Genomic DNA, 26,778 nt, shown 5'->3' with positions numbered 1-26,778 from the left:
ATGTATATCGATCGTAAGCTGCAAGACCATACGCTGATGCAGGCTATCGCTCGAGTAAACCGCACCTATGCAAAAAAAGAATGCGGCTTTGTAGTCGACTACTTTGGTCTATCGAACTATCTTATCGAAGCCATGGAAATGTTCAGCAGTGATGATGTCGACGGCACTTATCAAAGCCTCAAAGATGAAATTCCCAAGCTAAAAGCAACACATACCCTCGCCATTTCATTTTTTAGACATATCAAGAATAAAGACGTTGATAGCTATGTGCTTGCACTAAAAGATGAAGCCATTCGAGCACAGTTTGATATGGCATTTAAGCGATTTGCAAAGCAAATGAACATCATTCTGCCCGATGTAGCCGCAGCGCCATTTTTAGCGGATATGAAACTGCTAGGTAAAGTCCATAATGCTGCACGAAACCAGTACCGAGATGCAGGTTTGGATATGAAGGACATTGGCGCTAAAGTGCGTAAGCTGGTGGACGAGCATATTTTAAGTACAGGCGTTGATCCCAAAATACCGCCTATTGACCTACTGGCAGCAAATTTTAAAGAAAGTATTCGACCAGAAAAATCGACTGAATCTAAAGCCTCAGAAATTGAAAGCGCGATTAAGCACCATATTACCGTCAAGCTTGAGGAAGACCCAGAGTATTACAAATCCCTCAGCCTAAGACTCAGAGACATTATCGAGAAGACCGCAGGGCAATGGGAACAGCAATTAGAACTGTTATTGTCTATGGTCGACACGATTGAGATTGACCGTCGTAGAGCCGCAAAAGATGCAGGGCTTTCCGAAACTGAGTATGCCTTCTACAACATACTTACCGCTGAAGTGACCAAAACAAGCGACATTGAAGTCATAGACGAGCACCAGTTAATTGAGATAAAGACGATCACTCAAAACCTTGTAGCCATGTTTGATGAAGCGACTCAAATAGTCGACTTTTTCAATAAGGGAGATGAGATAAAACGGTTGAAAAAAGAGATCAAACGCGCCGTTATTGATGCATCATTTAGCAACGTAGAATTGATCTCCAACCTGCAAGATAGATTTATGGAATTGGCAAAACACAAGTTTAATAAGCAATGACCACCAGCATGAAACAAGCCGAATTCATTCAAGCTAAAGGGTATCAAGCACGCATTACCCGAACCACGAGAGCCAAAACTGCCTCCATTAAAGTTGAAGAAGGCATGGTTAGCGTGGTCGTGCCCAAGGCATTACCGATAGAACGAATCGAGCGAATATTACAAGAAAAACACCAATGGATTATCGATAAGGTTGCTCTGCACAAGGTACTAACTACCTCATCAGAAAAGCAGTTTGTCTCTGGTGAGGCAATGTCATACCTTGGCCGAAATTATCGTTTAAAAGTACATGCAGGCAGTTTTGAGCCAGTAAAGCTGGTGCAAGGACGATTAGTCGTTACTGTGCCCGAAGGTTCCGCCCGTTCAAACTTAGTGAGAGAAGCACTCATAGGCTGGTATAAACGCAGTGCATTGCTCAAGCTTAAGGAAAAGGTGCGCCGTTATGCAAAAGTAATGGGAGTCGCGCCTAAATCAGTCAATATCAAAACCTTTAAAAGCCGTTGGGGTAGCTGCAATCCTAAAGGTGATTTAGATTTTAACTGGATTATTGTTATGGCTCCTAACCGCATCGTCGACTATGTGGTTGTCCATGAATTGTGCCATCTAAAGCAACTAGACCACTCCCCACTATTTTGGAAAGAAGTAGAGCGGATAATGCCTGATTACGTAGAATGCAAAGAGTGGCTGAGGGAGAACTCCCAGTTGTTGGTTGTATGAGCGGAATACCTAACACAGTTATTCTTCTGGGTTCATCACCTTATTCTATACGACCAATGTTAGCCATATAGCTAACCTTTGCTTTTTACACTATGATGTTAGCCATATAGCTAACTTTTGCTGGTGGATATATGTCAGATAGACAAGAGATTGGTGACGCAGTAAGTGAGAGTAGAAAGTCGCTAGGTTATACACAGCAGCGTTTAGCTGAACTCACTGGTATCAATAAAACGACTATTTCTGAGATTGAAAATGGCCACTTCACTGGCTCGTTCGATATCTTTGAACGCTTGCTTGATGCCGTTGGTTTGCAGTTTGACGTGATACCAAAGCAACACAAACTGCCAGATTGGGATGAAATTGATAGTTTGTTTTCGGAGGATAAATAATGACCTCTGAATCGAGCTTACCCACTAAAATCACCAACATCACGGTTTGTTCCGACAATACAGAGCTAGGTGTTTTAACCCATGGCTCAGTGCATCATTATCAGCCTACGCAAGATAAGCGTTACGTATCACTTACCATGACCCAAAAAGGTATGGATGGTTATGCTTCTGGCGCATTGCATCCAATATTTGCGCAAAACCTACCTGAAGGCTTTAACCGCCGTTTCATCGCAGAGAAACTAGCGCGATATGCAAAAGTAAACGACATGTATTTACTTGCACTGCAAGGCGAACATAGCGTTGGCATGCTTTCTTATCAAAGTGAGCTAGCCTTGCCTGAGACTGAGTCCGTTTCGCTTAGTGATATCTTGTCATACAACAGCGCAGAACCACTGTTTCCTCAATTATTAGAAAAGTATTACCTCAGAAACTCACTCGCAGGTGTACAGCCGAAGGTTAGCATCCCGAGTGCTGGCACGATTAAAACCAGTCGAACCATTGAGCAAAAAGATTTAATTGTTAAATCATTCGACGCCGAGTTTCCGCTGCTGACTGTTAATGAATTTGTTTGTATGGAAGCTGCGCGCCATTGCGGACTTGAGCCACCTAGAACCTACCTATCAGAAAGTTTAGAGACATTTGTGATAGAGCGCTTTGATAGGGCTGATGATGGCACAAAGCTAGGTTATGAGGATTTCACCACCTTACTGAAGAAGTCCAATGACCCAGACGCTAAATACAGTAGTAGCTATGAAACTCTGCTTAAGGCGACACACTTGTATACCAACAGCCAAGCGGAAGTTGAGAAAATATATCAGTACATTGTATTTAACTGCTTAATTGGTAATGGTGATGCGCATTTGAAGAACTTTGCGCTGCAATACACCTCTGACATGTCCCATATTTTTGTATCGCCACCGTTTGATGTCACCCACACTCTTATTTATGACGCTATCGATAACAAAATGGCGCTCAAACTGTCGAATAGTAAGGCTTTTCCTGATGAGTCACATTTGCTGAAATTGGCTGAAGGTGAACGGTTTAGGATCAGAAAGGCAAAAGAAATTATTGAGTCCATCTGCGATGGCATTATGGACTACCTAAAATACTCTAATGAAGTTCAGCTCTTTGGAGGATTACGTGAGTCAATTGAACGCTCAGTATCGAGTGTTCTCACACCAACTTACTCAACTAAAAATTACCGCCATGATAGGAAAAAGAAGTTTGAATAAAACCGTTAATTCAAACCTCAGCTGATACCTACACTATAAAAACAAGGAGCTAGATAGCCGAAAGTCTGCACCAGAATAATCTATTGTCGATCCTATCGATCCACAATCAGTGGCAGCGCCACCAGACAATAAACAACATATCAATGCCGGACAAAAGCATACAACTAACTTAAGGATCTGAAAATGCTATTTATCGTAAATGGTATGGTGGATTTCTTTGATATAAGAACCACCGATTTTGAATCAATATATGAAGCTGTTACTTATGAGATTTCCCCAGTAAGCATGAAGGCGGCAGTAAAATCACTTCTGGTCGGTAAACATGACGGCCTTGGTGGCGCAATAATGGATGACAGCGGCTCTCCATTTGCTATATATCAAGCGCTTATAGCTAGTGGCTACGAAGTTGTTACGTTTGATGATGAGTTTCTGGAGCAACTGCAAGTTCATAACGAATCAATGGACATTATTGATGATGAGCCTGAAGGCGTTGAAGATGGTCGACACCCACTTGACATTACGATGTATTAAAACTGAATCATTCAAGAAATATTTGCCAGAACAAGTAAAGCGACCCAACACTCATTTGAGCCGCTTTCGTTCTGTTATTTTAAACGTTTACATAGATTTCAATTTTTGCCGAAGTTCCTGAAAACTAGCCCCCCAGTAATAACGTTGATTACCACACATAGGACAAGAACAAGTACATGGCGTTTTTAAACATATACCTAAAAACTGTGCAGAGCCTTTAGGGCTACCACCCCAATAGGTAACCCGAGATTTTTTGAGTCGCGCTTTGTGATGGCGACGAATTGCACGTTTTGAAATTTTCACTTTTATACTCCCGAACAGGACTTACTATTCGGGTGGCCACTCCTTCGAATGACCACCACAGCCTGAGCCGAGATTTATCTGAAAATGCCATACTTTACGTCCGTAAATATAATTTTATGTAAGAGGGCTTCCTGCGTATCAATCTGCTACAACATCTTGTTATTTATATAGATATAGCAATTCCCGCAACCACAGCACACATCACTTGTACTTTTCTGGAATTATAACGAGAAGAGGGTCTTCTACATCGTCATCATCAAAAAAACTTGTCTCTGAATTAGCATCTTCATAATCAACACCTCGTTTCAATATAAAATCATCGCCCACTGATTCCGTATTTACGAAAAAAGATGTCCAATCTTTACTAGTCGCCTGTGCAAGCTCATATGCATGTTCTGTATGCTCGGCAAAACCTTTCAAAGGATCGTCGCTTCCTTTCAATAGTGTTCTATTCACAACCAAACTCCAAATATGATTGACCACTCAAAATAACAGGTGCTAAAAACAAAGGCTTTAATTATTTCACTCATAAAACAGTTTATAAATTTCACTATTATTATAAAAACTATCGCTTATAACTATCTGTCCCTTTAGCAATCCTAGCGGCCGTGGTTGCATCGTTTTCTCATATTGAACCAATTTAGCAACTGGCTCACCAGCCTGAGTGATAATGACTTCTTCACCGTTAGCAGCAAGACCCACCAGCTTAGATAAGCTTGCTTTTGCCTTATTAATGCTGACTTGCATAGGTTACATCCACTGCCCGAACAAAATGTGTTCAAATTTTATGCTATTCGCTTCAATATAGAAACGTTATCCGGCTTATCCGTCAGAAGATCTAAACGCTCTACCCACATATCTAATGCCGCTTTCTTTTCAGGAAGGTATTGGCTGCGGTTGTAAATTGCCATAACTCCACCAAGAGCGTGACCAAGAAGCTGTTCAACCACATATGGCGCAACACCCAAATCATTCAGTTTAGTCGCAAAGCTTCGACGTAAATCATGCAATGTCCAAGATTCTTGATGCTTTAACCAACTACATATTTTCCGACCGGAACCACTTACGGTTTCAGCACTTTTTAGCTCACCTAAAAGATAGCCAGTTTGACCATGACGCCTATATAAAAACTCGATCAAGGGCTTAATTCGCTCAGGTATTGGGCGAGTAATGAGAGTATTAGTCTTACTGTGGCTTTTAGGCACAGTCCAAATTCCTCGATCTAAATCCCACTCGTCAAACTGAGATAATCGTAACTCTTGAGTACGCGCACCGAAAACTATCAATAATTTACATAATTGACGCATGTAGAAAGAAACCTTACGCCCCTCAAGCAAAGTAAGCAGATCAGTCAACTCAATATCTGACAGCACTCTATCCTTTTTATTTTGCTTTTTGCCTACGTCCGTACCGATAAGGTCGTCAAGTGCATGAGTGATTGCATAACGCCGCACACGACAAAACCTCAGAGCCTGCTTAGCACTTTGTAATACGTAACCCGCAGCAACAGGTGCAGGTCTTTGTTTGAGACTAGGTACGCCTCGTCTTATACGGTCAAAGCACTCTATCCAATGACGAGTTTCAGTGTCCACAAGCGAATAATTCCCTATATAGGGATAAATATGTTTTGCAAACTGCGCTCTATTCTTATCAACATTGACTCTATTTTCTTCAGCATATTCTTTAAGCCAATACTCTAGGGCTTGCTCAACAGTGACGGGTAGTAACGACTCTTGCCTTGTCATACTTCGCTTTAGCTTTGGATCATGCCCTTGGGCTAACCATGTACGACACTCTTCCATTGCATCTCTGGCTTGCCTGAGAGATAAGTCTGGATAGTCGCCTAAATCTATTCGTTTATTTTGTCCATTGATCTTATAGCGAAACTGAAATCTTAATTTACCAAGTACTGAAACACGAACTCCCAATCCTTTACCGTCTGTTAGGGTAAAAGCTTCAGTCTGTGGCTTCCCGTTATATGAACGTAAAGTGGTCTCATAAATCATAAGTTTTGAGCTCTTTTATGGTGAGATTTGGGCTCTATTCCATGACCCCCATATGTACCCCCATTTAACCATAGCAACCAAAACAAGCCAATACCTACAAGAACAAGAAAACTCACTAACCATTGATAAACAAAGGAATAAATCGACAAACCAATAAGTATAAAAACAACCAAAAACACCGCTTTCGATTGTACGGCATGAACTAATCCGCAAGGATTAAGCTGTTGTATTGAAAAAAGAAAAGGCCTGAAGAGATTCAGGCTTTTTTGCTTTCTGATACACAATTTTCTAATGTACGCCTTTCTAATGCGCGCCCTTCTTATGCACATAGTTACACAGTCACCATCATGCTTGGTTCACGCCAACTAAGACATGATTCACCACACTATGAGCTGGGCTGCGTTTGATGACCAAAACCAATAGACAATCCATACAGAGCTATAGCATAACCTTGACACGAGCTATCGGGTTTTAAGTTATAATGCATTTAAAAATCAGCCTGTTAATTCTAAAACTTTTTAGCCGTAGGTTTTACATTGTCATTGACTCACTCTGAACAAGATATCAAGCACAGTTGGTTTGGCCGTTTCTTTATTGGCAAAGCTGATGCGGTAAAACTCACCACGAGTGGTATTAGCATTAATCGCACTAAAGGCGGCTTTTTTGCTCACTCTCGCCGCGCTAACAAAGTAGCCGCTGACGAATGCTTTACCTGGCAGCAACTGGACTCTCCGCCAGTTTTTACCTTAAGTCCGCTTGGATATTTACTCAGTTTCACAGTATCTGGCAAAGCCTATCAACTGCCGTTTCTAAGCTATTTTGCACAGCATCAATTTGGCAACGAAATCGCACTGCTTTGGGCGAATGCCAACGGGGCGCGCATTGCTGAGTTAGTGGCGAAAGTCGATAAAATACTGGCACACACTTATTTACGTGAATCACGTTTAGCAATGATACAAGCCAGAGTCGCGCGCGAATATCAGCGTTGGTTCCCTTGGTGTGAAAACCTGCCATTAGCGACACATTTACGCTCTGTGTTAGCGAGGCTTAAGCAAATCCACCACTGGACTCGCGCCGATGTAAAGCAGCTGCGCGAAGATTACGTTCAGTCTCAGCTCGTTAAATTTGCCGACTATTTTGAGCGTGTAGAATCTAACCCATTAACCGAAAAACAGCGCCGAGCTTGTATTATCGATGATAACAATAACTTGTTATTGGCAGGTGCTGGCACGGGCAAAACCAGTGTGATGGTTGGTCGAGCAGGATATTTGCTTAAGAGTGGTCAAGCAAAAGCCGATGAAATATTGCTATTAGCCTATGGCCGTAAAGCGGCTGACGAGATGGATGAGCGGATTAAAAACAGGCTCGGTACGGATGATATCAAGGCGAGCACCTTCCACAGTTTAGGCTCAAAAATTATCGCCGACGTTGAGCGAGCGAAACCGAGTTTGTCCCCTTTAGCGGAGGATGACAAAGCCAAAGAGCTGTGGGTGCACAATACCCTTGAGACTTTGATTGAAAATGAGGCTTACCGTAAACAGCTTTTCGAGTACTTCAGTCGTTTCTATTATGTTGAAAAAAGCCCATTCGAGTTCGATATGGAAGGCGAGTATTTTCAATACTTGAATGATAACGATATTCGCAGTCTTAAAGGTGAGCGAGTCAAAAGCTTTGGTGAGCTCTACATTGCCAACTGGCTATTTAGTAATGGCATCGAATATGTCTATGAAGCTAAGTATGAGCATGATGTGCGCAGTATTGATTTTCGTCAGTATCAACCCGATTTCTATCTGCCTGAATACCAAATTTATCTTGAATACTATGGTATTGATGAACACCAGCATACCGCTCCTTATATCGATAACCAGAAATACTTGGAATCGATGGTATGGAAACGCCAGCTACATCAACAGCATGGCACTAAGTGTGTTGAGCTATTTTATTACCAACATAAAAAAGGGTTGTTAATCAGTAAGCTTGAGCAAGCTTTACAGGTCTTTAAAGTACAATATGCGCCCTTACCCGATGAAGCCATACTAGCAACCCTACATGAACTTGGCCGCGTGACCGAATTGGCAAAAATGTTTAGTCAGCTGATAGGGCTGTATAAAGCGGCTTGCCTTGATGAACATGGACTTGAGGGGGTATTTGCTAGCGCCGCCGATGCTCAGCAGACCCGCAAGGCATTCGAACTGCTTGAGCCCATAATCACGCGCTATGAGCAGCATTTAGCGATAAATGGCGACATTGATTTTGAGGACATGATTGGCAAAGCGTTGACGTATCTACAACGCGGGCAATTCATTAGCCCGTGGCGTTTTATTATGGTGGATGAGTTCCAAGATATTTCAGAACCACGTGCCCGCTTAGTCCGCGCCTTGAGGGATTCCTGTGCACCCCATTCTAAAGCGTTGGCGTCTTTATTTTGTGTTGGGGATGACTGGCAGGCAATTTATCGTTTTAGCGGTGCAGATGTAAGTTTAACCACGCAATTTAGCCAATATTTTGGCCCAACAGCCCAAAGCGACTTAGATCTGACTTTTAGGTTTAACAGTAGTATTGGGCAAGTTGCCACTCAATTTGTCACCCAGAATCCCACGCAATTGAGGAAGGACATTCGCTCCCTCATGCAGGTCGCCTACCCTGCAGTCTCAATATTACGCCGCGGAGAAAACGAACCGCCCAGTAAAGATGAGCCAAGCCCAAATGCATTGGAACAAGCATTAACGGCGATAAGTGCAAGGATAAACGCCGGAAGTGACAAACTTAACAGCGTAGCAAGCGTCTATTTACTGGCACGTTTTTGGTTTCAGCTACCCGATAAAACCCAAGTAAACCAACTCGAAGCTAAGTACCCTAACTTGAAAATTGAGTGCCAATCTTTTCATGCTTCGAAAGGAAAAGAAGCCGATTATGTGGTGATCATGGGGATGAAAACGGGAATGCATGGCTTCCCTTCAATGAAAATCACTCCTCCGATACTAGATGCATTTTTACCAAAAACGGAAGCGTTTGAATTTGCAGAAGAACGTCGACTGTTTTATGTCGCGTTAACGCGGGCAAAACACCGCGCCTATGTGATTGCCGATATGACAGACGTGAGCCCTTTCGTCACTGAACTGCTTACAAAAGACTACCCAATTGAACAAGATGAGTTCAACACCTCTTTAGTACAAAGGTTATTTGAAGAAGTAAAATGCGTGCGTTGTAGCACGGGAACGCTTAAGCCTAGAACAGGGAATTTTAAATCGTTTTATTCTTGCTCACATTTTCCCTTGTGCGATCACAAGGAGCAAGGCTGTGAACTTTGCGCTAGCCCAATGACGCGTAACCGTTTTGCAGGCTTTAAGGTGTGCCTAAATGAGGCTTGTGGACATATATCACCACTTTGTAACCTCTGCGGTGGCGATATGCTGTTAAAAGATGGTCGATTCGGCCCCTTTTGGGCCTGTCGCAATTACCGCGGGCAAAACCTACCCAGTTGTACGAATACACTAAACAAGGCCAAGTTATCGCTACCAAATTAAGTGATAAAAAGCGAAACACTTTGGCATTTTCGTCAATCTGTATTTCAAGGTTACGAGAGCCAATTTGCAACTCCAAGCTAAGGCGGCCACCTACTCCTTAAGAGATATTTTATTCAATTAACTGTGACATCATCAGCAAATCCTGAGTATTTTAGTCGGGTTTAGTTGCTACGCATTAAAGCTGCAAATAATATGAATGTAAATTTATTGCTGCTTTGGAGCTATTTATGTCTGCTATTTCTACCCCAAAAGATGCACAAGCCACTGGCCATAGAGTGGATTCTCAACCTCGCCATGATGCACAACTTGGTCAAGGTTTTCCGCTTAGTGAGAGCGCTCAGGATAACCACTGGCTGGAAAGAAAAGTCGGTGAGTTAGTTGCCGAAGATTTTCGCCGCGCCCATGTGTTCAGCCAATTTGGTATCGATTTCTGTTGTGGCGGCGGTAAACCGCTGTCGATCGCCTGCGAGCGTGCAGAAATAGATCCCGCAAAAGTGGTTGCTGCGCTGAATGCGGTAACACTGACTGGCAGCAAAGAAGATGAATTGAATCAATTACCCTTAGATCTACTTATTGAATATATAGAATCAACGCACCATCAATACGTGCGCGAAAAAGCACCGTTATTGGTCGAATACTCCGAGAAGATGGTCCGCGCCCACGGTGAGCACTATGCCGAAATAGTTCCCTTTGCGGGTTGGGTACGTGCTTTAGTAGAAGACCTGATGCCGCATTTAATGAAAGAAGAGAAAATACTGTTTCCGGCGATACGCGGTTTGAGTCAAGCAGAGCACATTGAAACTTGCTTTGGCCATATTGGTAATCCCATCAATGCGATGCAGCACGAACATGAAGAAGTCGGTTTGATCTTGCAAAAATTACACGAGCTCACGAACGACTTCACGCCACCGGAACATGCTTGCACTACGTGGCGTGTGTGTTATGCCACGCTAGCGGAATTTGAGGCTGATTTACATCAGCATATTCACTTAGAAAACAATATTCTATTTCCTAAGGCATTAGGTCTCGCTCAATAATCGATTGGCTGTTTCTGCTGTGATGTCCCTTAAATTTCGGATCATCCGCAGAATTTTGAGGCTGGACCTAGGTCTGGCCTTTCAATTGTTGGCGTGCTACAACAAGTTATGTGTCGCTGACGGATAAGCTGCCATGACATTTCAATCATTTGCACTCGATGATATTGCCAATTTGCACGAATCGGCCCAAGTAGAGTTTAAACTCGCCGGTGGCCGCGACGGCCTAGGTCAATTACCCGAAGATATTTGGGCGACTTATAGCTCCTTTGCTAACACCTTGGGTGGCGAGATCATCCTAGGCGTACGCGAAGAACGTGGCCATTTCAGCATTGAAGGTATTCCCAATCCGCTTCCTGTTTTACAAGAGTTTTGGGAAATCCTCGATAATCCTAGCCGCACTAGCCATAATATTTTGGCGATATCAGATGTGCAGATTATTGAAATTATGAATAAAATGCTGATTCGTATCCGCGTACCACTGGCACCAGAGCAGCTCAAACCTATCTATGTCGGCGGCGATCCTTACACAGGGAGTTATTTTAGGGTGGGAGATGCCGACATGCATGCAAGCCGTCTGCAGGTCAATCTACTGTTACGCCGCGCCCATCTTTGCATGAAGCAACTCAAGGCGCGTTAATCCGACATGTTATTACGTCAAAATCCAGCTAACAAATAACCGCCCATAGCCGCAATTGCTGCGCCCGTAACACGCATTAAGTTGCGTTGCCCAGTCATCCGCTGCATTCCAAGGCCTATCATAACGCCGCCTAAATGGATCACTGCAGTGCCAAATAAAAAACCTAGGGCATACAAGACTGGGCTTGCCAATTCAGGCATTTCTGCGCCGTGGGCATGTCCGTGGAAAATCGCAAATACGCCCACAAAGGCCATGGCAAATAACAATGGGATTTGCCGATCAAAAGCGATGGCAAGACCGAGTAACAATACCGAGAGGGCAATGCCGATTTCAACGAAGGGAACGGCAATGGCGTATAAGCCTAAAATCCCGCCCACTAACATAAAGGTGACAAACGCTAAGGGGACAGTCCAAATTGCGCGGCCACCGAGCTGGGTGCTCAACATGCCTACGCTCAACATAGCCAGCAAGTGATCAAATCCCAATACCGGATGATTAAAACCCGACATGAAACCGCCACCCGAATGGATCTCATGGGCCGATACCGGCGCTGTCCAACATAAAGTGAGCAGTAATAACAACCCGATACGCGCCATAACACAGCCTTAGTCAGTGACTTCAGTAATATTAGGCTTAACTCTAGTGCAAATTTAGGAGGCAAACCTTGATCTCAATCACCCTTAGATTAGCAAAGATGCAGATTCAACAATGCTCGCGGGATTCGTTTGCGTCGATAGCCAGCACTTTGATTAACGCATCGAGAGTATTAATTTCTAAATGGGGTAACAAGGCCGCAATAGGTAAGGAATCGACTCGGCCAAAACTCGGATTCAACCACACAGACTGGCATCCTGCCAACCGCGCCCCGCGCACATCGGCATTCATACTATCGCCAACATGCAGTAAATGTTGCGGTGCAATATTTAGTCGCGAGCAGGCCAATTCAAACATGTCTTTAGCGGGTTTCATATGCACGCCATTGCCTGGATGCAACACAAACTCGAAGGCATCGCCTAAACCAATTCGCTCGGCATCCACATTGCCATTGGTGATGCCAATTAATCTAAAATGCTGCGATAGGCGTTTGAGTAACAAGAGCACTTCGTCAGATACTTGAAAATGACTGCGATGAAAATAAAAACACGCCAATCCTTGCTCGGCGCCACGTTCGGCTTCAACGGCCGAATACCCTAGCTGTATTAGCCCTTGGCGAATCGTTGCCAAACGGGCTGCGCTGGTATCGTGGGCAAGCTCGCGATTTTGCTGCAGCAGTTGCAGCTTTAGCCTGCGCCAATCATGGGTTTGCCACGCCTGCGACAATGGATAAGCCTGCAACAGAAACGTCGCCAGCTTAGCTTCGGCATTTAAAATATGCGGTAGATTGTCGTACAGGGTATCGTCGAGATCGAAACTGATCGCTTGAATATTTTGAGGTCTAAGATAGCAACGCATTATTTATCCTGTGTTTTTTTCGCTCTAGGATGGGCGTTATCATACACCTTAGCTAAGTGTTGGAAATCCAAACTGGTATAAATTTGCGTGGTCGCTAGGTTCGCATGGCCCAATAATTCTTGTACCGCCCGTAGATCGGCGCTCGCTTCTAACATGTGAGTAGCAAAGGAATGGCGTAGTTTATGTGGATGCACGCGCACCGATAATGCCTGCTCTTGACCCCATTTCGCCATCCGCGCCTGAATACTACGATGGGAGAGTCGCTTGCCCTTTTCGGTCACAAATAAGGCGTTATCTTCACAGGGGATCTGCTTTCGGCAATTGAGCCAATTCAGCAAAGCAGCAATCGCCAAACGACCTACAGGGACGATACGTTCCTTATTGCCTTTACCTAAGACTCGCACTTCTTTCAAATCGTATTGCACACTGGATAAATTGAGCGCGGCGAGTTCTGCTAAACGTAAGCCACTGGAATAAAACAACTCCATCATGGCCTTATCCCGCAGGCTTAGGGGATCTGTACCTTCAATGTCGAGCAAGTGACTGATGGCATCGACATCGATATTCTTCGGCAGCGGTTTGGCTTGTTTGGGAGCATTTAAGCCTTTGGCGGGATTAAGCTCAATCACGCCTTCGCGCAGCAAAAATTCACCCCATTGTTTTACCGCAGATAAACACAGAGAAAGCGATCGCGGGCTTAAGCCTTTGCGGTGCAATTTAGACAATACTTGCAGCCAATGCTCGCGGCTCACATTGAGTAAATGCACGCCTTCAGGCAAGAGATCGCTTCCGCGATTAAGCTCAAAAAGGTAATTACGTACTGTATGGGCCGACAACTGCCGCTCGGTACTCAGATAGCGTTCAAAGGTTTGTAACCATTGAGTATTAAGCGCCGACACTTCGGCTGTTTGCGTACTCATATCGGTTTCCTCATGGGTTTTCCCCAAGCCTTAGGTGAGCACAATCGCTCGACGGCCGTTACAGCTTAGCGAGCATGTGCGCCAGCAAACGCCGCAGTTGTTCCAGCAGCATGTTATCCATATCGGGATGAAAATGGGTGGCATCTTGGCTGGCAATAGCAAAAATGACTGGGTTGTCTTCCGACAATTTCGTCAGTGCCACTGACCCCACTTCGCTACCAAATAGGCGTTTAGCCTCTTGCTGCGTGAGCCGGCCAAAATAGTGACCTTTATGCAGCCTTTGATCCCATATTGCCTTCATATCGGTATCGAGCACGCTGATCAAACGCACATGGCTGAAATTAAACTGTAATTTCAAACTGTCGGCCAACACTTCTTTAAGTGACACTAGATCGGCACAATTTAATAGCTGGAAGGATAACTCGGTATTGAATTGGTAAATCTTCTCGTTACGCGCCGCCATGGTTAACAGACTGGTGATTTCTTCTTCCAACTGGCTCACTCGCTGGCGCAGCATTTCTTGGCGACGTTCTACCAAAGAGATGGCGCCGCGTTCCATGTGAGGCAAGCGCATTGCCAGCAGCAGCTCGGGATAGCGATTAAAAAAGTCAGGATTATCCAGCAGATATTCGCGAATAATCAACTCATCGAAAGGCACATCCGTCTGCGGCATCAAGGGCTCTGTCATAACTGAATTTGTCCATCGTAAACGTGCTGCGCAGGGCCCGTCATCCACAAAGGTTTACCCTCGCCTTCCCAGTTGATGGTTAAGGTGCCGCCGGGTAAATCCACCCGCACTTGCTGGCCGAGCTTTCCTTGCACTTGGCCTACAACTACAGCTGCACATGCGCCTGTGCCACAGGCCAAGGTTTCGGCCGCGCCGCGCTCATACACCCGTAGCTTAATGTGACCTGAGTCCACGACCTGCATAAACCCCACATTCACGCCGCGCGGAAAACGCTCATGCTTAGTGAGCATGGCACCAATTTCAGCGACAGAAGCGCTCGCCACATCTTCAACGTCGAGCACGCAATGGGGATTACCCATAGAAGCCGCGCCACATAAAAAGGTTTGCATCGGTGTTTGCAGTAGATAGGTTTTTTCAGGTTTCTTGGCTTTGAAGGGGATCTGGCTCGGTTCGAGGATCGGCACGCCCATATTCACGGTAACAGTACCGTCTCGCTCTAAGCGCAAAGTCATCTTGCCAGACGAAGTACTGACACGGATTTTGCTCTTGTTAGTCAGGCCTTTATTACGCACAAAACGGGCGAAACAGCGGGCGCCATTGCCGCATTGTTCGACTTCAGTGCCATCGGCATTGAAGATGCGATAATGAAAATCTAAATCGGGATCATAGGGCGGCTCAACTAAGAGTAGTTGGTCGAAACCTATGCCAAAGTTACGGTCGGCTAAACGGCGGATCTGCTCAGGCGAAAAGAACACGTTCTGCGTGACCCCATCGACCACCATAAAATCGTTGCCCAGTCCGTGCATCTTAGTGAATTGGATCAAGATACTTATCCTTTAAGCCGAGGCGCCGCTCATAAAGTATGAAACCAAGCGCCTGAATCAATATAATTTTTCTAGTTTACGGCAGGAGTTGCTCACCTTGCCAGAGCTGAGACAATTTTTCTCGCTCACGCACTAAGAAAGCCTGCTCACCATCGACCATCACTTCAGCCGCACGAGGACGAGTGTTGTAGTTAGAGGCCATAGCAAAACCATAGGCACCACTCGAACGCACCGCCAGTAAATCACCCGCTGCTAACGCGAGCTGGCGATTTTTACCTAAAAAGTCTCCGGTTTCGCACACTGGGCCAACAATATCAAACTCATAGACCTCTGAGTCCCTTGGCACGACTGGGATAATATTTTGCCATGCGCTGTAGAGTGCGGGACGAATCAAGTCATTCATCGCGCCATCGACAATCGCAAAACGTTTGTCGCTGTTTTCTTTAAGATACAGCACTTGAGTAACAAAAATCCCCGCATTGGCGGCAATCGCACGGCCCGGCTCGAAGATCAGCTTCAGTTGACGGTCGCCCAAACGCGCCAATATGGCGGCGGCATACACATCAGGATGCGGCGGCATTTCGGCATCATAGGTCACCCCTAAACCACCACCCACATCGAAATGCTCAATAACGATACCCTGCTCGGCCAAACGGTCGATCAGGGCGAGCATACGATCCATAGCATCGAGGAATGGTTTGATTTCAGTTAGTTGTGAGCCGATATGGCAATCGACACCTTTCACTTTTACATGTGGCAACGCATGGGCACGGGCGAAAACGATTTCAGCCTCATCCATAGCGATACCGAATTTGTTTTCTTTAAGGCCAGTCGAAATATAGGGATGGGTGCCCGCATCCACATCGGGATTAATCCGCAGGGACACAGGCGCGACTTTACCTAAACGCCCTGCGACCAGATTTAACTGCTCAAGCTCGGCACTCGATTCGACATTAAAGCAATAAATGCCCAGATTAAGTGCCTGTTCCATTTCAGCCGCTGTTTTACCCACGCCAGAGAACACCACTTTGGCGGGATCGCCGCCCGCTTCTATCACTCTGGCTAACTCACCGCCCGACACAATATCAAAACCACTGCCTAAACGTGCAAGCACATTCAGTACGGCCAAGTTCGCATTGGCTTTAACCGCGTAACAAATCAAATGTGGATGATCTGCCACGGCATTATTAAAGGCATGCCAATGGCGCTCTAGCGTGGCGCGGGAATAGATATACAGCGGTGTGCCATAGGTTTGAGCTAAATCGGCAACCTGGCAGCCTTCGGCATGCAGGGCATTTTGTTGGTAGAGAAAGTGATCCAATGTCTGATTCCTTACTGCGCTTTATCGCTGCGATAGTGATGGTCGTTTTAGCTATAGCGATTGTTATTGTTGTGTTTTTTGTGCTTCGATGGCTCTAATCTCGGTTTTAATCTCTTCCACTTCAGGCACAATTTTAGCTTCATCAACCTTTTTAGGTTGATTTACCTCTGTGGCGGGCGAACGATAGAGGGGGCCTTTTTGGCCGCATGCCGTAATGAATAGGCTACCAAGCAATAACAATAAAAACAGTCTCATTTTTCTCAACATCTGTGCATCTGGTGACTAATGGCCTTATAATCGCACCCATCTTGACGAAAGCAAAGGACAGAAATGCATGGCCATGACAGATACAGAATTTCACCAGCTCGCCGATGACATGTTCCAAGCCATAGAAAATGCGATTGAAACTGCGATTGATGAGCAAGATGCCGATGTTGATATCGATGCCAGTGGCAACGTATTGCAATTAGAATTTGTTGATGGCTCTAAGATAGTGATCAACAAGCAAGAACCTTTGCATGAGATTTGGGTAGCCACACGTTTTGGTGGATATCATTTTGGTTTTGTTGAAGGTAAATGGATGGACGGACGTAATGGCGGCGAGTTTATGCCATTCGTGCAAGAGTCTATCGAGCGCCAAGGCGGAATTAAGCTTAGCTTTTAATCTAAGCCAGTCGTAGTGCAAGCCATAATAGTGCAAAACAATAATGGGAGCCTTAGCTCCCATTATTTATGTTCAAAACCCAGCTTAAAACTCAGTGTCTTGGTCACTCATATCGATGCCAAACGGCGCCACAGTTAACTCCCCCGCCACTCTTACTAGATGGAAAAACTGCGGAATATTGAATCGCGCCCGTGAAGCATAATGCTCATCGAACACATAGTGATGACTGACTTTATTCACTAATTCGACCATGTTTGAGCCCGCCTGCACATAGTGACTTAGCTGATTTTCCTCATCGAGAATAAATACATCCAAATTATCGACCCTTTGACGTAGGAAATATTGAATCGCCCCTTTCGCCGCATAGTTCTGCACCACTTTAGGCATACTCGAAAAGGGATCGTCACCCAATTCAGGCCTTGGCAGCAACACAAGATGACTGCGGGATAACTGCTGATAAAAAGACTTAGCATCACTCAAATCCTGATAGGCCATGCCTAAAGGATTAAAAAAGATCCCATAGCGGGTATGCCTTATCTGCAGCGGCTGTACTAAGGTGCTGGATTGCTGCACTTTTTGGCACAAACGCATGGTTTGTTTTAATAGATTTTTCACTGCTAATTTAAGCTGTGGGCGTAACTTCTGTGAACAGCTGATCACATCCATGTCCACGGGTAAGCTGGCCCGCCTGAGCCCTGGCGTCACAAAGGCTAATGCTTGTAATACCGCAGTATCCCCTTCGAAACGATGACACTGCCACTCACCCCAACTATTCAAACAAATGGCATCTAACGCCCCAAGCATATTGGCTTTTTTACGCCCAAGTGAGAACACGTTAGCATTCATCACATCGACCATCACTTCCTGTCCGCTCCATTCAATGGTGGGATCGCAGTCCAGATTAAGCACAAAAATCAGCTTACGAAAATGCCATGGCTGGCATAAGTCACGTTTAGATACCCGCCAATCGTGGTCGATAAAATTCAGTAACCGCTTAGACGCTTCGGTAAGCCGTTTCGACTTTGCCTTACTCTGACCATATTCATGCCATTGCGTATCAGGCGTCGAAATTCCGTTTAGACATGCCCAGATCATTAAGGCGGATGGCGTTTTACCCTTACATATCGCCGACTCACCCAACAGATTTAGTGGCTGCGGCCCTTGGCGATAAAGATAATATTTCCGCTCGCGAGAGCTTGATACCATAGTCACTTCGGACTCGGCGACCGAGACACTCCACAGTAAATTCAGCTTAGCGATTTGGTCTTCATCTTGGCTAAAATAAGTGTGTAATTTACGAGTCAGCATGCCCAGCTCTTCAATCCGCAAGCCTTCATTAAGCTCATGGGTCGATGCAAAGCGCAGTAAAGTTTGGTAGCTCGCCAACAAGAGTTCATTCAGCTGCTCGTTAAACCAATTGAGCTGACCACTGTGCCAATGTTCGCAATCGTCTAAGGTGCTGATCAAACTGTCGGGCCATTGCCAATCCTGCACCAATTTTTGCAGCTTAGGATAACGCCAATCTTTGCCCTCTTGCGTGCGGCTCAAGTGCACGCCACATTTTAGATAAAAGCAGCGCCGCGCAATCTCAAGTCGACGGGTATCATTCTGCTTAAGCAAATAGGTTTCGATAATCTCGTAGATAGAGTAATAGGCATCATTCGATGTCGAAAAATCGCCAGCTAAGGTTTTCTGCCAGAGGCGATCACAAAGCACAGTTGAATGTGGATAATCGCTGGCATAAGCCTCGAGCAGCAATACTTTAATCAGCGCCTTATGGGGCTTTTCTAAGCCTTTATAGAGCTGCCATAGCGAAGCGCCAAAGTACTCACTCGCAGGTAATTCATGTACATCGCCTAAAAACAAGAGTGCGGGATTAAGTTTAGCGTCTGGCCACCATGCAATCGTTTTACCCGCCAGACGAATTTGACTACGATAAAATTCTTCCAGTAATAACCAGTGCTGAGTACTACCACTGTGCTCATGGGCCATGGTTGACTGGCAACCACGCTGCGTTTGATCACCACAAAACTGTTGCGGATGAACTAAGTAAAAGTTCACCTCAAACTGAAACTCGGCAAACCAAGCCGTCAATCTATCGGTTTTAATCCTGATCAGCGCTAACTCTTCAGGGCTTAAATCGGCTCTATGCACTAACCAAACATCGACATCACTCTTGGTATTTTGGCCAAAACTGCCTGTACTGCCCATGGCATATACGCCATCAAAGGCATTGATGTCCGCTTCTTGGATAATAAAAGGCAGCGAGAACACATCACAGGCTTGGGACTCTATCTCACCTTGTTGATACTCGTTAATCCCACAAGGTGTATTGGCGGCATGATAGCCAGGAGACTGAACGCTGTTCTGGTGAATTAAAAAGGGGATCAAATGGAATAAGTGTTTTTGCAGCGGCGATAGTAAAGCCAAGGCGCGCGCAATGCGGACCTTGTTAAGTCTTTCAGCTATATCAGGAAACTGTATTTGCCGATCCATTCAAAAACACAACACTTAAGCACTTATGAGAAGTGTGCTCATGTTAACACTTTTGCAAACACGAGCAACTATATGTGAAGCGCGTCACACTTTTATACTATTGAGAACATCGCCGACTTCAAAGAATCGATACGGCTTCCTTACATAAACGATTTGCCAATGTTAGCATTGGCGCAACTAAGATCTTTGATGGAAACTAGGCATGTCTGAGAACCGCATACGTATCGCAACCCGCAAGAGTCCGCTGGCCATGTGGCAAGCTGAATTTGTTAAAGCCGAATTAGAACGCATTCACCCAGGTATTGTGGTGGAATTGCTGCCAATGAGTACCAAAGGCGACGTTATCTTAGACACGCCGCTAGCCAAAGTAGGCGGTAAAGGTTTGTTCGTCAAAGAGCTTGAAGTCGCTATGTTAGACGATCTTGCCGATATCGCAGTGCACTCAATGAAAGACGTGCCCGTCGACTTCCCTGAAGGCTTGGGCCTTGAAGTCATTTGCGAGCGCGAAGATCCCCGCGATGCCTTTGTATCGAATTTATATAAATCGATCAGCGAATTACCATTAGGCGCAACTGTGGGCACCTCAAGCCTACGCCGTCAATGTCAACTGCGCGCATCACGCCCCGACCTCATCATCAAAGATTTACGCGGTAACGTGGGTACGCGTTTAGCTAAGCTGGATAACGGTGAATACGATGCCATTATTCTCGCCGCTGCCGGCTTAATTCGCCTGAAATTGTCTGAGCGTATTGCCAGCTTTATTTCGGCCGAAGAATCCTTACCCGCCAATGGCCAAGGCGCCGTGGGTATCGAATGCCGTACCAACGACGAACGTGTTAAAGCGCTACTGGCACCATTAGAACATTTAGAAACGCGCTACCGTGTTCTGGCCGAGCGCGCGATGAACACGCGCCTTGAAGGTGGATGCCAAGTGCCGATTGGTGCATTTGCTGAAATAGATGGTGACGAGATGACCCTACGCGGCCTAGTCGGTAATCCCGATGGCAGTGAAATCATCGAAGGCGTGATCACAGGTCCAAAAACCGAAGCGACACAATTAGGTGTTGCCCTTGCTGAAGAGTTACTCAGCAAAGGTGCCAAAAGCATTCTCGATGCCGTTTACGCTAAAGCCTAAGTCAATGAAAGTCTTACTGACGCGCCCCGAGGGGCGCAATCAGTCCATGGTCGATGCCTTGAATGAACGAGGCATTGCCCACTGGGTCACACCTCTACTGTGTGTAGAAGCAACGCCTCCAATCGCAATGAATACCCCGCATCCCTTGGCACACGCCGATATGATTATCTGCATCAGCGCCAATGCTGTGACTTTTGCTGATAACGCCTTAACTAATGCGGATCCACACACTAAAGCTTGGCCTCCAGCTCAATACTTCGCCGTAGGACATGCGACTTGGGAAGCATTAGATCTGCTCGGTATTTCGGCACTCGAAGCCCCAGATGATTGCCAGCAAACCGAAGGGCTACTCACGCTCGCGCAGCTGCAAGAGATTAAAGATAAGCAGATTACTATCATACGTGGCGTCGGTGGTCGCGAAGCCTTAGCCGAACAATTGACTGAGCGCGGCGCAACAGTACGTTATTGGGAAGTGTATCAACGAGCTTGCCCGCCACTTGATGGACGACAGTTAGCACTACAATGGCAAGCCTTTGGGATAGACACTATTGTGGTGACCAGCGGTGAAGTACTGGATAACCTGATTAATTTAGTGCCAAAAGAGTTATTTGCATGGCTGCGCTCATGTCATATCATAGTCCCCAGTAACCGAGTAGAAGCTCAAGCTCACGCCTTTGGTATAACCCAAGTCACCAATGCCAATGCCGCCAACAGCAAAGCCGTGCTAAACGCCCTTAAACTCTAAGCGCTATTTAGCCCGATTTTACTCGAATTTCGGCAGTAGCATGTTTTCAAGGACTGTTAAATGGATAACAACAAGCACGACGCAAAGAGCCCAGAATCAGAGGCTACCGCTATTATTGTGTCACCGGAAACGACCGATGACATATCCGCAACATCGGCGTCATCCACAGAATCCCAAACAGCCAAAGCCACAACTTCAACTGCACCAAGCCAAACGCCAGCCTCCAATAGAAGCTCGTGGGCAATTCGCTTTGGAGTGTTATTAGCGCTAGGTTTAACCGCTTGCACTCTTGGTGGCGGTTTTATGCTGTACCAACAGATGCAACAGCAACTGCTGGCGCAGGATGCGAAAAATATCGCCCTGCAGGACCAATTACAGCAAGCACTATTGCAGCCAAATCAACGTATTGGCCAGCTTGAACAGCAGCAACTGAATGATGCTAAGACTTACCAAGAATTAACAAAATTAGCAGAAGACCAAAATCAGCTGCAGGACAGGGTCAATAAACTTGCCCAGCGCAGCCCAACACATTGGATGGCCTCTGAAGCCGAATATCTGGTGAATATGGCAGGCCGTAAACTTTGGTTAGAGAAAGATCCCCGCACCGCCACCGATCTATTAAAGTCGGCGGATGAAACCATCGCCGCCATGAACAATCCGGCGTTACTGCCTATTCGTAAGGCATTAGCAAAAGACATCGCCGCCACGGCCAGCATTAAAACCACAGATATTGATGGCAATGTATTGGCGCTCGATGCCTTAATTGAACAACTCGATAAACTGCCACTGAATCGCACCGACGCAGAAACCGATGCGCCAGAAGATACAACGATTACTGGCGATTTGAATGATTGGCAGAGCAATCTGGGTAAAACGTGGAAAGCGTTAACCCAAGACTTTATTACCATACGCCACAAAACCGCCGATGCGCCCGCTTTACTCGCACCGGAACAGCAATGGTATCTGGTGGAAAACATTCGCCATAAACTGCTGCAATCGCAACTTGCGTTATATCGCTATGACAGAGCGGCTTATCACCAATCATTGATGATGGCGCGCAAGTGGATCCAAACCTATTTTGATACGCAAGATCACAAGACAGCTGAGGCCATCGCCGAAATCGATAAATTAGCAACCTTAGAACTTGATCCTATTACCCTGAAATCCTTTGCAGCTAAACCTCTGTTATTACAGCTGACGAGTTATGGCGAGCTGACCTCATCAGAGGATGCGCCGCTATGATCAAGATATTAATTTACTTAGGAATTGTGCTAATAGGGCTCTGCATCAGCCCTTGGCTGGTTGGCAATACAGGTTATGTCTATATTGCTGCGGGTGACTACCAGATTGAGACCAGCTTAGTCTTTGGGATCATCGCCTTAATTGTATTTTATGCGGTGTTCCAAGTACTCGAATGGCTAGTGATTAGCGCCATCAATCTGATGCTGCGCAGTCGTTTTATTCCCCATCACTGGCGCCGCCGCTCGGCTAAAAAACATACCTTAATGGGTGCACTGGCTCTGGCTGAAGAAGATTGGCCAGCAGCGGAACGCGCCATGATAAAAGGTGCTGACAACGGTGAGCTCCCAGCACTTAATTTACTTGCAGCGGCCCGTGCCGCTCAGTATCAACAAAAAATAGCCGAGCGAGATCAATATCTTGATCGCGCTGCAGCGCAACCTCTTGCCGCGAATGCCGTCGCAACCACTCGCACTCGATACCTTTTAAAACAAGGGGAATTAGCCCTAGCCCGCACCGAGCTGGATAAACTAGCACCGACGAGCAAGAGTAAAGCGCCAGTACTCAAACTCGCCCTTGAGTTATACCGAACCCAAGAGGATTGGGATGCGCTCAAGCTATTAATACCTATTTTGAAGAAGCGTCAGATCCTCGATGATGCTCAGCTGAATGAGCTCAATATCGCAACAAATTGCGCGTTACTCAAAGCCGCAGCCATCAAAGGTGAAGAAGCCTTAGAGCAATGCTGGCAGTGGTTATCCCGCAGTGAACGCAATCAGTCTGAGTTTCTGGCGATTTATGCCATGGGTTTATGCCGCTTTAATCACAAAGACCAAGCACTGAAACTAATTGCGAAAAAGTTACGAACCGCTCCCGAGTCAGCACTTTTACATGCAATTCCTGAAATCGCGACAGCCCAAGACACAGAGATCCGTAAACAGTTACTCAAACATGAAGTCACCCATGAGAATAATGCGGACTACCAGATGTGCTTAGCTAAGCTTTATCAGCAAACGCGGGATATGAAAGAAGCCAAAAGCTGTTGGCAGAATGTGTGCCGACTCGAACCAACAAAAGCCTCTTGGTTGGCGCTTGCAAGGATTCAAGAACAGTTAGGCGAGCAAGGTAACGCCAATCAAAGCTATCGCCAGGCGGTTAACCTATAGTTCAGCGACACCAATAAAGATAACGCCGTGATTTGCACAGTGATGTAAATCGCGGCAGTTGTTATTCAAGAAAGTTCTTGCCTGATTTTGGCTCAAAAATGTGGTTCGCAAGCTCAGATTGCATCCTTTTCATAAAAAATTAACCTTCCAATCCCAATTAATTTGTTATAAATATACTTAAGTACAGAGTTGCAAAATACTAAATGCAGCCCTTTTTTTAAATATATCTACTACATCTAGTTACAAATCTGAATCCTGTCTTTTTTACTGCCAACATACCGCAAACCCCAGTCAGAGCAAGCAATACAGACGTGTCAAAAAATTGACTTGAGTTACTTTGTTAGCTAAAATTCGACCACTTGTATCACAATCCAGCACATATGTTGGATTTGTGCGTCTGTGGAATTAACACACTTTGGCTGTTGGGAGCTAATTATGGGATCGGTAATTACATCAAAGAAAGGTTTGCTTAAGTTAGTAAAAGGGCAAATCAATGTCGAAGTTGATGGTTCAAATCAACCCGCTAAGGATGGCGAACAACTCCCAAAAGGTGCTGTGCTCCATATTGACGAAAACGCGACCTATGAGATCACCTTCGACGATGGCACTAAGCTATCGAACGAAGTTGCCCCCAACGAACCCGCAGTAGCCACCAACGCCACTGACGCGGCCGCCTTAGATGAAATCCAAGCATTACAAGATCTTATTGCATCCGGTGAAGACCCAACTCAGAATCTTCCAGAAACCGCAGCAGGGAACACTCCAGGCCGTGACGGTAACTCTGGCTATGTCACTCTCGCTCGCAGTGGTAGCGAAGTCTTAGCCACATCAGGATATTCAACTACAGGTCAAGCACTAACAGGCACTACGGCCAATGATCCACAACTGACCATTGCTGCAGATTCCCCATCGGCACTCGCCAATGACAGCAATACGACCGATGAAGATTCCGTTGCCACAGGTAACGTACTCGATAATGACAGTGATGTAGACTCAAGCTTAAGTGTTGTGAGTTTCGAAGTCGGCGGTACCACTTACGCAGCAGGTACCGAAGTCACACTCGAAGGCGGCACTTTAGTCTTGAACGCCGATGGTTCATATACCTTTACACCCAATGAAAATTGGAATGGCCAAGTACCTGTTATTACTTACACCACCAACACAGGTGCCAGCGCGACCTTAACCATCAATATATCGCCTGTAGATGATGCATCTGTTCTGGTCAACGATTCAAATACAGTAGATGAAGATACACCTGCCACAGGCAACGTTCTCGATAATGACAGCGATGTAGACTCAAGCTTGAGTGTTGTGAGTTTTGAAGTCGGCGGTACCACCTACGCAGCAGGTACCGAAGTCACGCTCGAAGGCGGCACTTTAGTCTTGAACGCCGATGGTTCATATACCTTTACACCCAATGAAAATTGGAATGGCCAAGTACCTGTTATTACTTACACCACCAACACTGGCTCTTCAGCAACATTAACCATCAATGTCACACCAGTCGCCGATGGGGGGCCTAGTGTCACTATCAATACAGATACAAACAATGATGGTTTTATTAGTAACGAAGAGCTAGCTGGCAATACTGAAATCAATGTCACTATTGGCTTAGATGGCACAGGTGCAAATGTAGGCGATACACTTACTGTTAATGGTGTTGACTACACATTGACTCAGGAAGATATCAACAATGGCTTTGTGAATCTCAATCTTCCAGCTCCTGGGGAAGGCGGAACGATTACAGTTGTCGCGACTATTACTGATAGTGCAGGTAACGTATCTCCAGAAGGCAGTGATTCAGCAATACTTGATACAACGGGACCAACAATTACTGTTGATGCGCCTGATGATACCAAAGATACGACACCGACTATCACAGGTTCGACTGATGCCCCACCGGGTAGCACTATTACGATTGTAGTGACAGATAGCACAGGTGCAGAGCAAACTCTCACCACCACAGTAAACCCTGATGGCACCTATTCCGTAGATGTCACTAATCCACTCGCTGAAGGCGGCTATACCGCTGTAGCAACAGTGACAGATCCAGCAGGCAATACAGGTGAAGCCACAGATAATGGCAATGTTGATAACACAGCACCAAATATTACCGTCGATGTTCCCAATGTAACCAATGACACGACCCCGACAATCACGGGCACAACAGATGCCCCTCCAGGTAGCACCATATCAATTGTTGTCACCGACAGCACAGGTACTGAGCAGACGCTAACCACCACTGTTAACCCTGACGGTACTTATACTGTGGATGTTACCAATCCTGTCGCCGAAGGCCCTATCACAGCAACAGCGACAGTTACAGATCCAGCAGGTAATACCGGCACAGCCACCGATGACGGTAACGTGGATATCACAGCACCTAACATCACTGTAGATGCACCGGATAATACACAAGATACCACCCCTACTATTACTGGTTCGTCAGATGCAACGCCAGGTAGCACAATTACGATTGTTGTCACAGATAGCACAGGTGCAGAACAGACATTAACAACGACGGTTAATGAAGATGGCACCTACGCAGTGGACGCCACAACCCCTCTGGCTGAAGGTGATTATACCGCTGTTGCAACAGTAACAGATCCTGCTGGCAATACAGGTAAAGCCACTGATAATGGCAATGTAGACACC

Annotated in this window: 25 protein-coding genes; 14 read left to right on the top strand and 11 right to left on the bottom strand. The window is 45.8% G+C overall.

Annotated features, from left to right (window positions below; translation table 11 throughout):
- The 5 genes from Q4Q57_RS20790 to Q4Q57_RS20770 form a co-directional block, all read left to right on the top strand.
- A partial coding sequence (locus Q4Q57_RS20790) for a type I restriction enzyme endonuclease domain-containing protein (protein ID WP_311891918.1) occupies positions 1-1,095 on the top strand: 1,095 nt, incomplete at its 5' end.
- A gap of 8 nt (positions 1,096-1,103) precedes the next feature.
- Positions 1,104-1,811, top strand: coding sequence for a SprT family zinc-dependent metalloprotease (locus Q4Q57_RS20785; RefSeq protein ID WP_311891917.1), 708 nt, complete (start codon positions 1,104-1,106; stop codon positions 1,809-1,811).
- A 131-nt stretch (positions 1,812-1,942) separates the two neighbouring features.
- The gene (locus Q4Q57_RS20780) at positions 1,943-2,200 is read left to right on the top strand and encodes a helix-turn-helix domain-containing protein (RefSeq protein ID WP_107946360.1); all 258 of its coding nucleotides are present in this window, start codon (positions 1,943-1,945) and stop codon (positions 2,198-2,200) included.
- Positions 2,200-3,432 carry a type II toxin-antitoxin system HipA family toxin gene (locus Q4Q57_RS20775; protein WP_107946359.1) on the top strand — a complete coding sequence of 411 codons (1,233 nt, stop codon included), beginning with the start codon at positions 2,200-2,202 and terminating at the stop codon, positions 3,430-3,432. The genes Q4Q57_RS20780 and Q4Q57_RS20775 overlap by 1 nt, the downstream gene beginning before the upstream one ends.
- A 183-nt stretch (positions 3,433-3,615) precedes the next feature.
- Complete coding sequence (locus Q4Q57_RS20770; RefSeq protein ID WP_107946358.1) at positions 3,616-3,963, top strand: hypothetical protein; 348 nt, start codon at positions 3,616-3,618, stop codon at positions 3,961-3,963.
- Positions 3,964-4,467: 504 nt separating this feature from the next.
- On the opposite strand, the gene Q4Q57_RS20765 is transcribed toward Q4Q57_RS20770, so the two are convergent.
- The 3 genes from Q4Q57_RS20765 to Q4Q57_RS20755 all read right to left on the bottom strand — a co-directional run bounded on the left by Q4Q57_RS20765 (position 4,468) and on the right by Q4Q57_RS20755 (position 6,272).
- A complete protein-coding gene (locus Q4Q57_RS20765; protein ID WP_107946356.1) occupies positions 4,468-4,722 on the bottom strand; it encodes a hypothetical protein in 255 nt (84 codons plus the stop codon).
- Between the two features lie 66 nt (positions 4,723-4,788).
- Positions 4,789-5,013, bottom strand: coding sequence for a type II toxin-antitoxin system Phd/YefM family antitoxin (locus Q4Q57_RS20760; RefSeq protein ID WP_107946355.1), 225 nt, complete (start codon positions 5,011-5,013; stop codon positions 4,789-4,791).
- A gap of 38 nt (positions 5,014-5,051) precedes the next feature.
- Positions 5,052-6,272 carry a site-specific integrase gene (locus Q4Q57_RS20755; RefSeq protein WP_107946354.1) on the bottom strand — a complete coding sequence of 407 codons (1,221 nt, stop codon included), beginning with the start codon at positions 6,270-6,272 and terminating at the stop codon, positions 5,052-5,054.
- A gap of 536 nt (positions 6,273-6,808) precedes the next feature.
- On the opposite strand from Q4Q57_RS20755, the gene Q4Q57_RS20750 reads away from it, so the two are divergent.
- From Q4Q57_RS20750 to Q4Q57_RS20740, 3 genes are all read left to right on the top strand, one after another.
- Positions 6,809-9,799 (top strand): UvrD-helicase domain-containing protein, encoded by a 2,991-nt coding sequence (locus Q4Q57_RS20750; RefSeq protein WP_311891916.1) that lies wholly within the window; start codon positions 6,809-6,811, stop codon positions 9,797-9,799.
- Between the two features lie 227 nt (positions 9,800-10,026).
- On the top strand, positions 10,027-10,836 hold the full coding sequence (ric, locus tag Q4Q57_RS20745; RefSeq protein ID WP_311891915.1) for an iron-sulfur cluster repair di-iron protein: 810 nt from the start codon (positions 10,027-10,029) through the stop codon (positions 10,834-10,836).
- A 133-nt stretch (positions 10,837-10,969) separates the two neighbouring features.
- A complete protein-coding gene (locus Q4Q57_RS20740) occupies positions 10,970-11,473 on the top strand; it encodes an ATP-binding protein (protein ID WP_311891914.1) in 504 nt (167 codons plus the stop codon).
- Positions 11,474-11,490: 17 nt separating this feature from the next.
- Here the strand turns inward: Q4Q57_RS20740 and Q4Q57_RS20735 are convergent, their stop codons facing one another.
- From Q4Q57_RS20735 to lptM, 7 genes are all read right to left on the bottom strand, one after another.
- The gene (locus Q4Q57_RS20735) at positions 11,491-12,069 is read right to left on the bottom strand and encodes a HupE/UreJ family protein (protein ID WP_311891913.1); all 579 of its coding nucleotides are present in this window, start codon (positions 12,067-12,069) and stop codon (positions 11,491-11,493) included.
- Between the two features lie 106 nt (positions 12,070-12,175).
- Complete coding sequence (locus Q4Q57_RS20730; RefSeq protein WP_311891912.1) at positions 12,176-12,925, bottom strand: HAD-IA family hydrolase; 750 nt, start codon at positions 12,923-12,925, stop codon at positions 12,176-12,178.
- Positions 12,925-13,845, bottom strand: coding sequence for a tyrosine recombinase XerC (gene xerC, locus Q4Q57_RS20725; protein WP_311891911.1), 921 nt, complete (start codon positions 13,843-13,845; stop codon positions 12,925-12,927). Before xerC ends, Q4Q57_RS20730 begins: the two co-directional genes overlap by 1 nt.
- 58 nt (positions 13,846-13,903) lie before the next feature.
- On the bottom strand, positions 13,904-14,533 hold the full coding sequence (locus Q4Q57_RS20720) for a DUF484 family protein (protein WP_011848049.1): 630 nt from the start codon (positions 14,531-14,533) through the stop codon (positions 13,904-13,906).
- The gene (gene dapF / locus Q4Q57_RS20715) at positions 14,530-15,357 is read right to left on the bottom strand and encodes a diaminopimelate epimerase (protein WP_006083422.1); all 828 of its coding nucleotides are present in this window, start codon (positions 15,355-15,357) and stop codon (positions 14,530-14,532) included. Before dapF ends, Q4Q57_RS20720 begins: the two co-directional genes overlap by 4 nt.
- A gap of 76 nt (positions 15,358-15,433) precedes the next feature.
- Positions 15,434-16,678 (bottom strand): diaminopimelate decarboxylase, encoded by a 1,245-nt coding sequence (gene lysA, locus Q4Q57_RS20710; protein ID WP_311891910.1) that lies wholly within the window; start codon positions 16,676-16,678, stop codon positions 15,434-15,436.
- Between the two features lie 63 nt (positions 16,679-16,741).
- Positions 16,742-16,933, bottom strand: coding sequence for an LPS translocon maturation chaperone LptM (gene lptM, locus Q4Q57_RS20705; protein ID WP_220591311.1), 192 nt, complete (start codon positions 16,931-16,933; stop codon positions 16,742-16,744).
- Between the two features lie 79 nt (positions 16,934-17,012).
- Here lptM and cyaY point away from each other — a divergent pair, with 79 nt between their 5' ends.
- Positions 17,013-17,342 carry an iron donor protein CyaY gene (gene cyaY, locus Q4Q57_RS20700; RefSeq protein ID WP_311891909.1) on the top strand — a complete coding sequence of 110 codons (330 nt, stop codon included), beginning with the start codon at positions 17,013-17,015 and terminating at the stop codon, positions 17,340-17,342.
- A gap of 84 nt (positions 17,343-17,426) precedes the next feature.
- On the opposite strand, the gene Q4Q57_RS20695 is transcribed toward cyaY, so the two are convergent.
- Complete coding sequence (locus tag Q4Q57_RS20695; protein ID WP_311891908.1) at positions 17,427-19,838, bottom strand: class I adenylate cyclase; 2,412 nt, start codon at positions 19,836-19,838, stop codon at positions 17,427-17,429.
- Between the two features lie 202 nt (positions 19,839-20,040).
- Between Q4Q57_RS20695 and hemC the strand changes: the two genes are divergently transcribed.
- From hemC to Q4Q57_RS20670, 5 genes are all read left to right on the top strand, one after another.
- Complete coding sequence (hemC, locus tag Q4Q57_RS20690; protein ID WP_259512724.1) at positions 20,041-20,973, top strand: hydroxymethylbilane synthase; 933 nt, start codon at positions 20,041-20,043, stop codon at positions 20,971-20,973.
- A gap of 4 nt (positions 20,974-20,977) precedes the next feature.
- On the top strand, positions 20,978-21,718 hold the full coding sequence (locus Q4Q57_RS20685) for a uroporphyrinogen-III synthase (protein ID WP_311891919.1): 741 nt from the start codon (positions 20,978-20,980) through the stop codon (positions 21,716-21,718).
- Positions 21,719-21,778: 60 nt separating this feature from the next.
- A complete protein-coding gene (locus Q4Q57_RS20680) occupies positions 21,779-22,960 on the top strand; it encodes a uroporphyrinogen-III C-methyltransferase (protein WP_311891907.1) in 1,182 nt (393 codons plus the stop codon).
- Complete coding sequence (locus Q4Q57_RS20675; protein WP_311891906.1) at positions 22,957-24,123, top strand: heme biosynthesis HemY N-terminal domain-containing protein; 1,167 nt, start codon at positions 22,957-22,959, stop codon at positions 24,121-24,123. The genes Q4Q57_RS20680 and Q4Q57_RS20675 overlap by 4 nt, the downstream gene beginning before the upstream one ends.
- Before the next feature lie 435 nt (positions 24,124-24,558).
- Positions 24,559-26,778, top strand: a 2,220-nt coding sequence (locus Q4Q57_RS20670) for a retention module-containing protein (RefSeq protein WP_311891905.1), incomplete at its 3' end; no start/stop codon positions are given.

This window comes from Shewanella sp. SP2S2-6, assembly GCF_031931965.1.
In the GTDB taxonomy this organism is placed as follows: domain Bacteria; phylum Pseudomonadota; class Gammaproteobacteria; order Enterobacterales; family Shewanellaceae; genus Shewanella; species Shewanella baltica.
This window is presented reverse-complemented; position numbering and strand designations above follow the sequence as displayed.

Excerpts from the sequence above, each read along its gene's own strand:
- Q4Q57_RS20785 (WP_311891917.1), top strand. The coding sequence starts at position 1,104 with ATGAAACAAGCCGAATTCATTCAAGCTAAAGGGTATCAAGCACGCATT.
- Q4Q57_RS20780 (WP_107946360.1), top strand. The coding sequence starts at position 1,943 with ATGTCAGATAGACAAGAGATTGGTGACGCAGTAAGTGAGAGTAGAAAG.
- Q4Q57_RS20775 (WP_107946359.1), top strand. The coding sequence starts at position 2,200 with ATGACCTCTGAATCGAGCTTACCCACTAAAATCACCAACATCACGGTT.
- Q4Q57_RS20770 (WP_107946358.1), top strand. The coding sequence starts at position 3,616 with ATGCTATTTATCGTAAATGGTATGGTGGATTTCTTTGATATAAGAACC.
- Q4Q57_RS20760 (WP_107946355.1), bottom strand. The coding sequence starts at position 5,013 with ATGCAAGTCAGCATTAATAAGGCAAAAGCAAGCTTATCTAAGCTGGTG.
- Q4Q57_RS20755 (WP_107946354.1), bottom strand. The coding sequence starts at position 6,272 with ATGATTTATGAGACCACTTTACGTTCATATAACGGGAAGCCACAGACT.
- ric (WP_311891915.1), top strand. The coding sequence starts at position 10,027 with ATGTCTGCTATTTCTACCCCAAAAGATGCACAAGCCACTGGCCATAGA.
- Q4Q57_RS20740 (WP_311891914.1), top strand. The coding sequence starts at position 10,970 with ATGACATTTCAATCATTTGCACTCGATGATATTGCCAATTTGCACGAA.
- Q4Q57_RS20735 (WP_311891913.1), bottom strand. The coding sequence starts at position 12,069 with ATGGCGCGTATCGGGTTGTTATTACTGCTCACTTTATGTTGGACAGCG.
- Q4Q57_RS20730 (WP_311891912.1), bottom strand. The coding sequence starts at position 12,925 with ATGCGTTGCTATCTTAGACCTCAAAATATTCAAGCGATCAGTTTCGAT.
- xerC (WP_311891911.1), bottom strand. The coding sequence starts at position 13,845 with ATGAGTACGCAAACAGCCGAAGTGTCGGCGCTTAATACTCAATGGTTA.
- Q4Q57_RS20720 (WP_011848049.1), bottom strand. The coding sequence starts at position 14,533 with ATGACAGAGCCCTTGATGCCGCAGACGGATGTGCCTTTCGATGAGTTG.
- lptM (WP_220591311.1), bottom strand. The coding sequence starts at position 16,933 with ATGAGACTGTTTTTATTGTTATTGCTTGGTAGCCTATTCATTACGGCA.
- cyaY (WP_311891909.1), top strand. The coding sequence starts at position 17,013 with ATGGCCATGACAGATACAGAATTTCACCAGCTCGCCGATGACATGTTC.
- Q4Q57_RS20695 (WP_311891908.1), bottom strand. The coding sequence starts at position 19,838 with ATGGATCGGCAAATACAGTTTCCTGATATAGCTGAAAGACTTAACAAG.
- hemC (WP_259512724.1), top strand. The coding sequence starts at position 20,041 with ATGTCTGAGAACCGCATACGTATCGCAACCCGCAAGAGTCCGCTGGCC.
- Q4Q57_RS20685 (WP_311891919.1), top strand. The coding sequence starts at position 20,978 with ATGAAAGTCTTACTGACGCGCCCCGAGGGGCGCAATCAGTCCATGGTC.
- Q4Q57_RS20680 (WP_311891907.1), top strand. The coding sequence starts at position 21,779 with ATGGATAACAACAAGCACGACGCAAAGAGCCCAGAATCAGAGGCTACC.
- Q4Q57_RS20675 (WP_311891906.1), top strand. The coding sequence starts at position 22,957 with ATGATCAAGATATTAATTTACTTAGGAATTGTGCTAATAGGGCTCTGC.